The 13,148-nt window shown below is 69.6% G+C and carries 9 protein-coding genes and 2 tRNA genes; 2 read left to right on the top strand and 9 right to left on the bottom strand.

What is annotated here, in order from left to right; all coding sequences use genetic code 11:
* The coding region (locus QR78_RS34935) for a tetratricopeptide repeat protein (protein ID WP_048428016.1) at positions 1-2,551 on the top strand (2,551 nt) is incomplete at its 5' end.
* A 176-nt stretch (positions 2,552-2,727) separates the two neighbouring features.
* Here QR78_RS34935 and QR78_RS13340 read toward each other — a convergent pair.
* The 3 genes from QR78_RS13340 to QR78_RS13330 form a co-directional block, all read right to left on the bottom strand.
* The gene (locus QR78_RS13340; RefSeq protein ID WP_048428015.1) at positions 2,728-3,840 is read right to left on the bottom strand and encodes an aminotransferase class V-fold PLP-dependent enzyme; all 1,113 of its coding nucleotides are present in this window, start codon (positions 3,838-3,840) and stop codon (positions 2,728-2,730) included.
* Between the two features lie 201 nt (positions 3,841-4,041).
* Positions 4,042-4,242, bottom strand: a complete 201-nt coding sequence (locus tag QR78_RS13335) for a hypothetical protein (RefSeq protein WP_048428014.1) — start codon at positions 4,240-4,242, stop codon at positions 4,042-4,044.
* 166 nt (positions 4,243-4,408) lie between these two features.
* A tRNA-Leu gene (locus tag QR78_RS13330) sits at positions 4,409-4,493 on the bottom strand.
* 245 nt (positions 4,494-4,738) lie between these two features.
* Between QR78_RS13330 and QR78_RS13325 the strand changes: the two genes are divergently transcribed.
* Complete coding sequence (locus QR78_RS13325; RefSeq protein ID WP_048428013.1) at positions 4,739-5,983, top strand: YcxB family protein; 1,245 nt, start codon at positions 4,739-4,741, stop codon at positions 5,981-5,983.
* 67 nt (positions 5,984-6,050) lie between these two features.
* On the opposite strand, the gene QR78_RS13320 is transcribed toward QR78_RS13325, so the two are convergent.
* The 6 genes from QR78_RS13320 to QR78_RS13295 form a co-directional block, all read right to left on the bottom strand.
* Positions 6,051-6,135 (bottom strand) — tRNA-Leu (locus QR78_RS13320).
* A 95-nt stretch (positions 6,136-6,230) separates the two neighbouring features.
* Positions 6,231-7,646 carry a 3-isopropylmalate dehydratase large subunit gene (leuC, locus tag QR78_RS13315; RefSeq protein ID WP_048428012.1) on the bottom strand — a complete coding sequence of 472 codons (1,416 nt, stop codon included), beginning with the start codon at positions 7,644-7,646 and terminating at the stop codon, positions 6,231-6,233.
* Between the two features lie 520 nt (positions 7,647-8,166).
* Positions 8,167-9,057: a carbohydrate ABC transporter permease gene (locus QR78_RS13310; protein WP_048428011.1), complete on the bottom strand. Its 891-nt coding sequence runs from the start codon at positions 9,055-9,057 to the stop codon at positions 8,167-8,169.
* Between the two features lie 120 nt (positions 9,058-9,177).
* A complete protein-coding gene (locus QR78_RS13305) occupies positions 9,178-10,122 on the bottom strand; it encodes a carbohydrate ABC transporter permease (protein WP_048428010.1) in 945 nt (314 codons plus the stop codon).
* Between the two features lie 335 nt (positions 10,123-10,457).
* Positions 10,458-11,768: an ABC transporter substrate-binding protein gene (locus QR78_RS13300; protein ID WP_048428009.1), complete on the bottom strand. Its 1,311-nt coding sequence runs from the start codon at positions 11,766-11,768 to the stop codon at positions 10,458-10,460.
* 88 nt (positions 11,769-11,856) lie between these two features.
* Complete coding sequence (locus tag QR78_RS13295; protein WP_048428008.1) at positions 11,857-12,948, bottom strand: ABC transporter ATP-binding protein; 1,092 nt, start codon at positions 12,946-12,948, stop codon at positions 11,857-11,859.
* Positions 12,949-13,148: the final 200 nt, after the last annotated feature.

Raw genomic sequence — 13,148 nt, 5'->3', positions numbered from 1 at the left:
GTCCAGGACCGCGGAGGTCAAGCCGGCGGTCGCGCCGCCGGCCGCCCGGCCGCCCGCCGCCCGGGCCGAGGCCGGACCCGATTCGTCCGCTCCGCCGCCCCTGGACCCGGCCGCCTCCACCCTCCCGGTCCAGGGCCGGATCGTCCGGGGATGGCCCGGCCTGCGGATCGCCTTCCCGTTCGCGAGCCGGCCGCCCGCCGCCCTGTTCGAGCGCGGCGGGATCGCCACGCTGGTATTCGAGACGACCACGCCGGTCGGCCTGCCCGCCCTCGCGGCGGGGGCACCGGCGAGCGTCGACGAGGCGCCGCGGGTGGACGGAGCCTTCACGGTGATGCGGCTTCGCCTCGAATCCGGCACGCTCGCCCAGCTCGCTCCGGGGGAGGGGCAGGGCTGGGACCTGGTGCTCGGCGACGGGTCCGCGCCGAGCGGCGACCTGCTTGCCCCCCAGCGCAGCGCCGATTCGTCGGGCAAGCCCGGGGTATCGGTGCCGCTCGCCCGGCCCGGCGGCGCGCTCTGGCTCGAGCGCGACGGCGAGCGCATCGCCGTGGTGACCGCCCGGGGCCCCCGCATCGCCGGTGTCCCGAAGCGCGGCCGCTTCGTCGAGTTCGAGGTGCTGCCGAGCCGCCAGGGCGTCGCGGTGCTGGCGGCGGCCGACGACCTCGCGGTGCGGCCCGGCCTCGCCGAGGTGACGATCACCCGGCCGGGCGGCCTGTCGGTCTCCCCGGCGGTGGTCGAGGCGCCGGAGGCCGGCCCGAAGGCCGCCTCCACCCTGATGGTGCAGCCCGCCCGCTGGGACGAGGACCAGCGCGGCGACGTGCGCACGCGCATCCGCGCGGCGGAAGCCGCCGCGGCCTCCGCCGAGCGGCCGGCCCGCTCGGCCGCCCGGGTCGAGCTCGCCCGGGTGCTCCTCGCCAACGGATTCTCGGCCGAGGCGTCCGGCGTGCTGAACTACGCGACCCGCGAGGACCCGGCCCTGGCCTCGCAGCCGCCGGTGCGGCTGCTCTCGGCGATCGCGGCCCTGCGGATGGGCCAGGATGCCCGGGCGGCCGGTTTCCTCAACCCCGACGGCCGGCAGGCGATCGACCCCGAGATGCGCCTATGGCGCGGCTACCTCGACGCCCGCGCCCGGCGCAGCGCCCCGGCGCTCGCCGCCTTCAAGGCCGCGCTCCCGGTGATCGAGGCCTACCCGGACGACCTGCAGCTGCCGCTCTATCTCGCGGGGGCGGAAGCCGCCCTCGAGGTCAAGGATCCGGCCTTCGCCCAGCGGGCGCTCACCGCCGCGACGCCGCTGGCCGAGGCGCCGCTGCCCCGCGACCGGCTCGCCTTCCTCAAGGCCCGCTTCGCCGAGGCGATCGGCCAGGAGGGCGAGGCCCGCCGCGCCTACCAGCAGCTCTCCGAGACCGGCGTGCCGCAGGTCGCCGCCGAGGCGACCCTGCGGCTGGTCGATCTCGGACGGGCCACCGGCACGATGACGCCCGAGGCGGCGATCGACCGGCTCGAACGCCTGACCCTCATCTGGCACGGCGACACCGAGGCCGAGGCCCTGGCCCGGCTCGGCCGGCTCTATGCCGGCGCCGGCCGCTGGCGCGACGCCTTCGCGACCGCCCGCAAGGCCAACCGCCTCTATCCCGATCACCCGGCGACCCGCGGCCTGCACGACGACACGGTGGCGTTGTTCTCCGCCCTGTTCCTGTCGGACAAGGGCGCCAGCCTCGGCCGGATCGAGGCCCTGGCCCTGTTCTACGACTTCAAGGAGTTCACGCCGGTCGGCCGCCAGGGCGACGAGATCGTGCGGCGGCTGGCCGACCGGCTGGTCGCCCTCGACCTCCTCGACGCGGCCGGCGACCTCCTGCAGCACCAGGTCGACAACCGCCTCACCGGTGCGGCGCGGGCGAGCGTGGCGGCCCGGCTCGCGACCGTGCGGCTGATGGAGGGCGAGCCGCTCAAGGCCCTCAAGGTGATCCAGAACACCCGCCTGCCGGAACTGCCGGCGCCGATCCGCGACGCGCGCCTGCTCCTCGAGGCCCGGGCCCTCTCCGACCTGTCGCGCACCGACCTCGCCCTCGAACTCCTCGACGGCAACGCCACCCCGGAGGCGGCGCATCTGCGCGGCGACATCCTGTGGGGCGCGCGGCGCTGGCGCGAGGCCGGGGAGGCGCACGAGACGCTGCTCGGCACCCGCTGGCGCGATCCCGGCCCGCTCTCCGACGCCGAGCGCAACGACGTGATGCGGGCGGCGATCAGCTACGCGCTCGCCGAGGATACCCTGAGCCTCGACCGCCTGCGCACCAAGTACACGCCGAAGATGGCCGACAGCCCGGATGCCCGCACCTTCGGCCTCGTCGCGGCGCCCAACGCCTCCGCCACCGCGGCCTTCCGCAGCCTCGTGCGCCAGGCGACCAGCGCCGAGACCCTGACCGAGTTCCTGCGCGCCTACCGCGCCCGCTACCCCGAGAGCGCCGCGCCCGAGCGGCCGAAGCCGGGTCCCGACGGCGCTCCGGCGGGGACGGGGCCGGAAGCCCGCGGCGCCGGCGGCCCGGCGCCGGGCTGAGGGCCCGGGCCAGGCCTTTACCCTGCGGCGTCGGGCCGGCCCGCCAACCGTGAGCCCGCGCTTGCGCGCTCGCGCTAAGCAGATCTCGCCGAAGTGGTTACCGGCTCGGCGCCGAAAATCTGCGGCAAAACAAGAACCTAAGCGGGCGAAGCGTTGGCCTGCCAACACAAGTCTGCTTAGAGGACGCGGTGCAAGGCCGCGATGCAGCGGTCGATGTCGCCCTCGTCGGCCCAGACATGCGGGCTGAGGCGCAAGCCCCCGGATCGCTCGCTCGCGTAGACGCCGTGTTCGCGCAGGCGATCGAGCAGGCCGGAGGACAGGCCGCCCGGAGCGCGGAGCCCGAGGACACCCGGTACCCGCAGGTGCCGCGGTGCTGCGGCAAGCCCGAGCCCGGCGACGCCGTCCTCCAATCGATCGGTGAGGTGCCGCAGCCGGGCCGCCACCGCCGATGCCTCGAAGGACAGGACCAGCTCCAATCCGGTCGCCGCCATCGGCAGCAGGACCGGGTCGTTCAGTTCGCCGCGGTCGTAGCGCCGGGCGCCGGACGCGGGCGGGCGGTTGCCGTTGTTCTCCTCGATCGGTGCCCCGTCCTGCCGGTGCGGCGCGGCATACAGGAAGGCGAGTGCGTAGGGACCGAGGGTCCATTTGTAGGTCGGGAAGGCCAGGAAGTCGGGGCGCCAGCGCCGTACATCCACCGGCACGGCGCCGGCCGCCTGGGTCGCGTCGATCACCAGGGCGGCTCCCGCGGCATGGACGGCCGGTGCGAGCCGGTCGAGGTCGATCAGCCCACCATCGGTCCAATGCGACGGGGTCAGGGTCGCGATCGCCAGGGGCGGTGCCCCGGGGCGCTCGATCGCGGCCAGCAAAGCGGTCGTCCAGTCGTCGTCCCCCGGGCGGGGAACCTCCTCGACGATCAGGCCGCGGGCGGCGGCAAGCCGGTCGAAGGCGTAGCGCAGCGACGGAAACTCGTCGGCGACCCGCAGCACGCGCCCGCCCGGCGCGACGGTCAGGTTCGCGGCGGCCGTCGCCATCGCGTGGCTGACCGACCCGACGATCGCCATGTCGTCCGTGGCCGCGCCGATGAGCCGGGCGGCGGCCGCCCGCGCTCGCTCGGCCTGGACCGCCTCGCGCGGGTGAGTCCAGGGCCGGCTCTTCACCAGCAGACCCGTTTCCCCGGCCTCGCGGACCACCAAGGGCAGCGGCGACCACGCCGCCGCATCGAGGTAGCTGACGTCGTCGGGGATTTCGAACAGGTGCCTCTGGCAGGGCAAGGCGGTGATCGCGGTCATGCTGGGGCGCCTGCGGCCGCTCACCCGGACACGCAGGCGGGCTTGCGCGCGGGTTCGCCGAACGGCATTGTGAGGATCGGGGCTCGGGTCGAGACGTCTCTACCACGACCTGGCCCGCAGCAGGACGAATGGCGCCGGCCGGTCCGGCACGGTCGGCTCCCGAACGGGTTCAACCGATCCCTCGCACCGTCGCGGCTTGGATCAGACCTCGCCCTCGCCCGCCGGGGCGGCGCGGCGCCGCGGCTCCTCGCCGGTGGTGCTGGTGCCGGGATCGAGGGCGTCGGGTTTGCGCGCGGCGTCGTGGTCGGCCGGCGTCACCCCTGCCTTGGCGGCGGCCCTGTCCTCGTCGCGACGGGTCAGGTGCGGGCGGGCGGTGAGCAGATCTTCGTTTCTGTCGGGCATTGATGATCCTCCGGTCGGCGGTGTCCAACGCGGAGCAAGTCGAACAAGTTCGATCGCGTGCAGCGAAACGAACGCCGCAACGATAGGATCAACGAAGACCGGATGAGGCCGAAAAGGCTACGTTCTCGTCCGCTGCGGGGACGGCATCAACACCCTCGAAGGGTGTTGGTGCCCAGGAGAGGACTCGAACCTCCACGGCTTGCACCACTGGTACCTGAAACCAGCGCGTCTACCAATTCCGCCACCTGGGCCCTAGAGCGTCGCCTTGGCGGCGCCCCGGTGCCAGTCGTGTAGAGCCTGGCGGCGGTGGCGTCAACGGGCTTGAGCGGCCTTCGGGAGGGGAGGGGGCGTTCCAACGCCTCGGCGGGCCGATGTCGGATTTCCATCGGGATGCCGGGCGTGCCCGTCCGAGCCATGGACAATCCGGCCGGCCGGCCGGATCGCGGCGGCAGCAGCCCGTCGTTGATCGGTGCAGCATCCGATATAACTCTGCGTCATGACAACCGAATCGCACGAAGCGCCCGGCGAGGCGGAGGATGTGATCGAGATCACCGCCGTGATCACATCCGACGACTGGACGGAGGCATCCATGCGCAACGACCGCGGCCACCTCGCGTCGCGGCGGAGGGTGGCACTCTTCGGTGACCTCGCCCTCCTCCCCATCGGCCTGTTGTTCATCGCGCTGGTCTTCTGGAAGACCGGCGGGAGGCGAGCGGCCCTTGAAGACATCGTCCTTCTCGACGCGCCGGCCGGCATGCACGAGACAATCCTGCTGTGGTTCGTCGTCTGCACGTTGTTCGTCGCCGGGTCCTACGCCGTCCACGATCGGTCGGTGCGGTGGCGCCTACGCCGCTGGGCCGCCCGACGGCATGGGACCGAGCCGATCTCGGTGCATTGCCGGCTCACCGCGCGGGGAATGACCGCGACCGACAGGTACGGCACCCTGTTCCGGTCCTGGGCGAGCGTGGTGGACCTCGAGGAGACCGAGCGGCATTTCTTCCTGACCGACGCGGATTGCGGTGGCGCCATCGTACCCAAGCGCGACATGTCCGATGCCGAACAAGCTCGCATCCGCGCGTTCGTGCGCGAAAGGCTGCTCCGCGTCGGAGACGATCCCGAGCCCCTCACGGCCGTGCTGCCACAGGAGGCGACGCGTGAGGCTGGCGTGCATCTGCACTACGAGCGCACGGTGGAAGACCAAATCGCGGGTGACCTACTTCTCTGGGCGATGACCTCGGGACGACGGCGCCGTGCGCTGACCGCGCTGGGATCCGCGCTCGTCGTGGCGCTGGGCATGTCCTCTTTCGACGCAGCCCGGTTCTGCCTGGCATGGCTCGCAGCGGGCCGGAACGAGCCGTTCGATGAACCATTCACAGCCATTATGCTCGACGGGGCTGCCGGCTACCTGTGGATCTCTCTCTGGGCGGCGGGCTTCGGATTGATCGTCTGGCTGACATGGCCGTGGTTCCTGCGGCGGCAGGCCGAGGCTAGGGCACGGTCGCGCCCGGACGTTCCCGTCGATCTCGCGCTCGGAGAGGCTAACGTAACGGTGTCGGTACCCGGAACGTGGATCCGCTACGCCTGGAGTTCCGTCCAGGCTGTCCTTGAGAGCCGCGATCACGTCGGCCTGCTGTTGCCGCTCAGCGCAGTGCTGGTGATCCCAAAGCGAGCGCTCGACGAAGATCGTCTCGCTGAACTACGCCATCTGCTAACGCGCCGCATCGATCGGCCGAAAGCATGATCGTTCAAGGGCTAGTTGTTCAGGATATTACCGCATCACGGGAAGCATCAACACCATCGAAGGGTGTTGGTGCCCAGGAGAGGACTCGAACCTCCACGGCTTGCACCACTGGTACCTGAAACCAGCGCGTCTACCAATTCCGCCACCTGGGCCCTAGAGCGTCGCCTTGGCGGCGCCCCGGTGTCAGTCGTTTAGTCGGCGGCGGAGCCGGCGTCAACGCCGAACTCCGCCGGTTCGTGACACAGGATCAGGCTCCCGCGGGCCACTCGCGGATGTCGACGAAGTGGCCCGCGATCGCCGCGGCGGCCGCCATCGCCGGGGAGACGAGGTGCGTGCGGCCCTTGTGGCCCTGGCGGCCCTCGAAGTTGCGGTTCGAGGTCGAGGCGCAGCGCTCGTGCGGCTTGAGGCGGTCGGCATTCATGCCGAGGCACATCGAGCAGCCCGGCTCGCGCCAGTCGAAGCCGGCGGCGATCAGGATCTGGGCCAGACCCTCCTCTTCCGCCTGCTGCTTCACGAGGCCGGAGCCCGGCACCACCATGCCCGACACGTTCGGGTGGATCTTCTTGCCCTCGACCATGCGGGCGACGATCCGCAGATCCTCGATCCGGCCGTTGGTGCAGGAGCCGATGAACACCTTGTCGAGGGCGATATCGGTGATCTTCTGGCCCGGGGTCAGGCCCATATAGGACAGGGCCTTCTCCTTGGACGAGCGCAGGTTCTCGTCCTCGATCGAGGCCGGATCCGGCACCCGGCCCTGGACCGAGATCACGTCCTCAGGGCTCGTGCCCCAGGTCACGATCGGCGGCAGGTTGGCGGCGTCGAGCCGGATCTCGCGGTCGAAATGCGCGCCCTCGTCCGAGGCGAGGGTGCGCCAGTAGGCGAGGGCGCGCTCGAAGGCCTCGCCCTTCGGCGCCTTCGGCCGGTCCTTGATGTAGGCGAAGGTGGTCTCGTCGGGGGCGACCATGCCGGCGCGGGCACCGCCCTCGATCGACATGTTGCAGATCGTCATCCGGCCCTCCATCGAGAGCCCCCGGATCGCCTCGCCGGCATATTCCAGCACGTGGCCGGTGCCGCCGGCGGTGCCGATCTCGCCGATGATCGCCAGGATGATGTCCTTGGCCCCCACGCCGGCGGGCAGGCGCCCGTCGACCACGGCGCGCATGTTCTTCGCCTTCTTCTGGATCAGCGTCTGGGTGGCGAGCACGTGCTCGACCTCCGAGGTCCCGATGCCGTGGGCGAGCGCCCCGAAGGCGCCGTGGGTCGAGGTGTGGGAATCGCCGCAGACGATCGTCTGGCCCGGCAGGGTGAAGCCCTGCTCCGGCCCGATGATGTGGACGATGCCCTGGCGCTTATCCAGCGCGTCGTAATACTCGATGCCGAACTCGCGGACGTTCTCGGCCAGCGTGTCGATCTGCGTGCGGCTCTCCGGATCCTCGATGCCGAAGCTGCGGTCCGAGGTCTGGACGTTGTGGTCGACGACCGCCAGCGTCTTCTCCGGGTGGCGCACCCGGCGCCCGGCGAGACGAAGCCCCTCGAAGGCCTGGGGCGAGGTGACCTCGTGGACGAGGTGCCGGTCGATGTAGAGGAGGCAGGTGCCGTCCGGCTGACGATCGACGACGTGGTCGTCCCAGATCTTGTCGTAGAGGGTGCGCGGGGCAGTCATCGGGGTGTTTGCCTTGTCACGAAGACCTGACGGTAGGGCCGGGCGCGTGGCGTGCGCACGCGGCGGACCCGTCATGTAACCGCCTGAACCGCCAAGGGGTAGACCCCGCGGCGCCGCAAGGGGATGCAGGCGCCGCAAGGCGTACCAGAACACAGCGTGAGCGGCGTCCGCGAATCGCAGACGTCTGGGCGTGCGGGGGCCCTGACCCGCCTTCCGCCTGATCTTTTCCCGACACCAGCAAGTCGCGGGATCCCCTCTCCAGGCGATGCCGGGCTTGCCAGAGATCCTTGCCCGGTATCGCTGCAAGGTGTGGGAGAGGGGTAGGGGCGATCGAAGATCGCGCGAGGGTGCCGCGCTTCAGTGTGAAGCTGTGGCCGTCGTGCTGGCGGCGCAACGGTTGAGTTCAATCCTGAAGCCGAGCCACCCTCACGCGGGATCTTCGATCCCCAGGCCCCTCTCCCACACGGGAGAGTGGAGGTGCGCTCTACTTCCGTTCGAACCGATCGACCGAAGCCGACTGCTATTCCTTCACCGCCCCGGTCATGGCCGAGACGTAGTGCTCGACGAAGAACGAGTAGAGGATCACGAGCGGCAACGAACCGACGAGGGCGCCGGCCATCAGCGAGCCCCAGCGGTAGATGTCGCCGTCGACGAACTCGCTCACCACCGCCACCGGCACGGTCTTGTTCTGGGTCGAGGACAGGAAGGTCAGCGCGTAGATGAACTCGTTCCAGCACAGCGTCAGCGAAAAAATGCCGGCCGAGATCAGCCCCGGCACCGCCAGCGGCAGGATGATCTTGACGAGGATCTGCCAGCGGCTCGCGCCGTCGATCAGCGCGCATTCCTCCAGCTCGTAGGGAATCGTCTTGAAGTACCCCATCAGGAGCCAGGTCGAGAACGGGATGAGGATGGTCGGGTAGACCAGCACCAGGGCGAAGGGCGAATCGTAGAGCCCGTAGGCCTGGATGATGGTGGCGAGCGGGATGAACAGGATCGAGGGCGGAACGAGGTAGGCGAGGAAGATCGCCGCCCCGACAGCCACCGCGCCCTTGTAGCGGATGCGCACGATCGCGTAGGCCGCGAGCACGCTCGCGAACAGCGACAGCACGGTGGCCGCCACCGAGATCATCATCGTGTTCCAGAGCCACAGGGGATAGTTGGTCTGGAACAGGAGCTTCGCGATGTGCTTGAGCGTCGGCGAGACCACCCAGAACGGGTTGTAGGTCTCCATGTCGATGAGCTGGTCGTCCGGTTTGATGGCGGTCAGGGCCATCCAGTAGAACGGGAAGAGCAGCACCACCAGGATGACGAAGAGCGGCAGGTAGACCGTGACGACGCGCTTGGGCAGCGTGTCGAGATAGGCCATGCCTTCGCTGTTGTCGGGGGTATCGGCGGTCGTGGTCGCGGCCATGGGTGCTCGATCCTTCTCGTTAGAGCGCTTCACGATCGCGTTGCAATCGCGAAGCTCTCTAAGTATTCGTTTTGCCGCATTTTCTTCGACGAACCGGCATCCACTTCGTCGGAAAATGCTCTAACCGGTCTGCCACTTGCGGTTCTGGAGGCCGAACCACGAGATCCCGATGGCGAAGATCAGGAACGGCACCATCGCGGTGGCGATGGCCGCGCCCTCGCCGAGATTCCCCGACAGGATGCCGCGCTGGTAGGACAGGGTCGCCATCAGGTGGGTCGTGTTCACCGGGCCGCCGCGGGTCATCGCCCAGATTAGCTGGAAGTCGGTGAAGGTGAACAGCACCGAGAAGGTCATCACCACGGCGATGATCGGGGTGAGCAGCGGCAGGGTGATATGGCGAAAATTCTGCCACGGCGTCGCGCCGTCGATCGTCGCCGCCTCGTAGAGCGAGGGCGACACGGTCTGGAGCCCTGCGAGCAGCGTGATGGCGATGAACGGCACGCCGCGCCAGATGTTGGCGAAGGTCACGCAGATCCGCGCCATGGTCGGATCGCCGAGGAAGTCGATGTTGTGGTCGAGCAGCCCGAGATGGCGCAGCGACCACGAAATGATCGAGAACTGGCTGTCGAAGATCCACCAGAACGCCAGCGCCGACAGCACCGTCGGCACGACGAACGGGATCAGCACGATCGAGCGGATCAGCGCCTTGAACGGCAGCCGCTTGTTGAGGAGCAGCGCCAGGTAGAGGCCGATGGCGAACTTCGCCACCGAGGCGAAGCCCGTATAGACCAGGGTGTTGAACACCGAGAGCCAGAAGACGTTGTCGTCCCACAGCCACTCGTAGTTCTCGATTCCGACGAAGCTGCCGCCGCGGCCGATGCGGGTGTCGGTGAGCGACAGCCAGACGCCCTTGCCCAGGGGATAGGCCAGGAACAGCAGCAGGATCGCGGCTGCCGGCAGCATGAACCAGAAGCCCAGCCAGCCGCGGCTCGTCCGCAGCCGGCTCCAGGCCGAGCCGGTCGTGGGCGCCGCCGCAGCGGGGCGGGCGAGGGCGATGTCGGCCACGGGGAGCCTCCTCCGGGTGTGTTCTTGGTTGGGGGGCGCCTCTGGGCGGATGAGGGCAGAACGATTGGACTGCTCCAGCCCTGCGCTGCCGCATGAGGCGCGGGTTTCTCCTCTCCCCGCGGGCGGGGAGAGGGCCGCTTGCACCTTGCCGTGCGAGCGGCAAGCGCAGGCGAAAGCCGAAGCGAGGGTGAGGGGGTGTTCCCGGAGGAGCCTCTTTCGGCGCCTCCCCCTCACCCTCGGCTGCCGCCTCGCCGTGTCCCCTGGACAGGGACACAGCCCTCTCCCCGCCCGCGGGGAGAGGGGGAGATGTGCACGAAACGGGCGCGGGACCCTTTCTACGCCGACCGGAAGATCCGCTGCGCCTGGCGCTCAGCGGTCTTGATCGCGCCCTTCAGGTCCTCGCGGCCGGTGCAGTAGGAGGCGAACATGTCGACGACGACGAAGTCGGCGAGGACGGCGGCCACCTTCTCGCTCACCGGGGCGAGGCCGCCGGCGGCCAGCGTCCGGCTCGAAGCCTCGCCGAACACCTTGTTCTTCGGGTCGGCGGTCCAGATCGGGTTGTTGGCATAGGCCTGGAGCGGATGGCAGAGATAGCCCTGTGACGCTTCCAGCCAGGAATTGTAGTTTTGGGCTTCCAGCGCGAAGGCCATGAACGCCTTACAGGCGTTCGGCGCCTTGGTGTAGGTGTAGGCGAGGATCGGGAAGGCGAGCTGGAACTCGGTCGGCTTGCCGGACTTGCCGACCGGCCAGACCGCGTGGTCCATGTCCGCCGCGATATCCTTCTTCTCGTTCTTCGCCGCGGCGTAGACCGAGATGCCGTTGCCGGTGAGGTAGAGGTCGCCGGACAGGAACGCCTTGTTGTTCGACGAATCGTTCCACGATGCCGTGCCGGGCACGAAGGTCTCGTAGAGCGCCTTGACGTAGTCGAGCGCCTTGGCGGTCTCCGGCGAGTTGATGACGATCTTCTCGTTGGCGTCGACCAGGTAGGCGTCGTGCGACCACAGGGCCCAGTGGATCCACGAATTGGCGTCGCCCGTGGCGTGGCCGAGCGCGAAGCCGGCCGGCGTGTTGTTCTTCTTCATCGCCCGGCACAGTTCCAGGAAGCCGGCATGATCCTCCGGGAACTTCTGGAATCCGGCCTTGTTCATGGCCGAGATGCGGTAGTTGATGTAGCCGCCGTTGAACGCCATCGGGATGGCGATCCACTTGCCCTTGACCTTGCCGTAGGCCTCGGCCGCCGGCAGCCAGCCACCGTATTTCTTGCCGAGATAGTCGGCGACGTCGCCGACCTCCATGCATTTCGACGGAAAGAGGGCCGGGAAGGAGTAGAGGCCCCAGACCATGTCCGGGCCCTGACCGGTATTGGCCGCCACCGACGCCTTGGGCTGGATGTCGTCGAAGGACTCGCTCGTCACGCTCACCGGCACGCCGGTCGCCTTGGTGAAGGCGTCGACGAGGCGCATGAAGGCCTCGTCCTCGGAGGGGATGAAGCGCTTCCAGCGCAGGAGCTTGAGCGAGGCGCCGGCCTCCGGCTTCCACTGGTTCTCCTGCGCCCAGGCGCGGGCGAAGCCCTCCAGGCCCGCGGCGGAGGCGAGGCCGAGGGCCGCGCCCCCCTTGAGGATCTGGCGACGATCGAAGGCTGACATCGTGGCGTCTCTCCCGGGACCTTGTGGTTGTCGATCGGTCTCAGCCGGCGGCGGGATGGCGTCCCGCTGCCGGCCGGAGGTCGTCGGCTCAGTTCAGCCGGCGGCCGTTCTCGGCGTCGAACAGGTGGACGAGGGCCGGATCGGCCGTGATGCTGATGCGCTCGCCCGGGCCGGCGCCGATTCGGTCGCGGAACACGCAGGCGATGTCGCGGGCGACCTCGTTGGCGACGTCCTGGGCGCCGCCACCCGGCGGGCGGACCAGCACCATGGTCTCGGAGCCGGTCGGCTCCACCACCGCGACCTCCACCGGCACGCCGCCCTCGGCGAGGCGCACGTGCTCGGGCCGCAGGCCGTAGACCGCCGGCATCCCGTCGGCGGGGCGCGCCCCGCGGGTCGGCAGCGGCAAGGTCAGGCCGCTCTCGGTGCGGAACGACTGGCCCGCGACCTTGCCCTTGAGGAAGTTCATCGACGGCGAGCCGATGAAGCCGGCGACGAAGATGTTGTCGGGCCGGTCGTAGAGTTCGAGCGGCGCGCCGACCTGCTCGACGACGCCGTCATGCATCACCACGATCTTGTCGGCCATGGTCATGGCTTCGATCTGGTCGTGGGTGACGTAGACGGTGGTCGTGCGAAGCCGCTGGTGCAGCTCCTTGATCTCGGCCCGCATCGCCACGCGCAGCTTGGCGTCGAGGTTGGAGAGCGGCTCGTCGAACAGGAAGACCTGCGGGTCGCGCACGATCGCCCGCCCCATGGCGACGCGCTGGCGCTGGCCGCCCGAGAGCTGGCGCGGGTAGCGGTCGAGGAGCTTCTCGAGGCCGAGGATCGCCGCGGCGCGGCCGACCCGGCTGTCGATTTCCTCCTTGGCGGCTTTCCTCAGCTTGAGCGAGAAGGCCATGTTGTCCCGCACCGTCATGTGCGGGTAGAGCGCGTAGTTCTGGAACACCATGGCGATGTCGCGCTCCTTGGGCGGCACCGCGTTGACGACGCGCGACCCGATCCGGATCTCGCCCGCCGTGATGTTCTCCAGGCCCGCGATCATGCGCAGCAGGGTCGATTTCCCGCAGCCCGACGGGCCGACCAGGATCACGAATTCCCCGTCCTGAATGTCGATCGACACGCCGTGCAGGATCGGGGTGGCCCCGAACGACTTGCGCACGTTCCTGATTTCCAGCCCGGCCATCGGCTCCTCGTGGTCGTGTCTATGAGAGTACGGTCGCGCGCGGCGCGCGGACCGAAACGGCAGCGCTGCCACAGGCAGACGACGAACACACGACAGGCGGGCCCCGATCGGGGTGTCTGGCGCTCATTGGGGTTTCCTCGACCCGTCTCGAACGGGGCAGCCTGTCTTGCCGCCTCTCGTGTTGGCGGCCATCATCGGGC

The organism is Methylobacterium indicum (genome assembly GCF_001043895.1).
Taxonomy (GTDB): domain Bacteria; phylum Pseudomonadota; class Alphaproteobacteria; order Rhizobiales; family Beijerinckiaceae; genus Methylobacterium; species Methylobacterium indicum.
Note: the sequence above shows the minus strand (reverse complement) of the source record. Positions and strands in the feature narration are given on the sequence as shown.

Bases quoted from the DNA above. Each gene is read 5' to 3' on its own strand.
- QR78_RS13295 (WP_048428008.1), bottom strand. From the start codon at position 12,948: ATGGCCGGGCTGGAAATCAGGAACGTGCGCAAGTCGTTCGGGGCCACC.
- QR78_RS13325 (WP_048428013.1), top strand. From the start codon at position 4,739: ATGACAACCGAATCGCACGAAGCGCCCGGCGAGGCGGAGGATGTGATC.
- leuC (WP_048428012.1), bottom strand. From the start codon at position 7,646: ATGACTGCCCCGCGCACCCTCTACGACAAGATCTGGGACGACCACGTC.
- QR78_RS13340 (WP_048428015.1), bottom strand. From the start codon at position 3,840: ATGACCGCGATCACCGCCTTGCCCTGCCAGAGGCACCTGTTCGAAATC.
- QR78_RS13300 (WP_048428009.1), bottom strand. From the start codon at position 11,768: ATGTCAGCCTTCGATCGTCGCCAGATCCTCAAGGGGGGCGCGGCCCTC.
- QR78_RS13335 (WP_048428014.1), bottom strand. From the start codon at position 4,242: ATGCCCGACAGAAACGAAGATCTGCTCACCGCCCGCCCGCACCTGACC.
- QR78_RS13310 (WP_048428011.1), bottom strand. From the start codon at position 9,057: ATGGCCGCGACCACGACCGCCGATACCCCCGACAACAGCGAAGGCATG.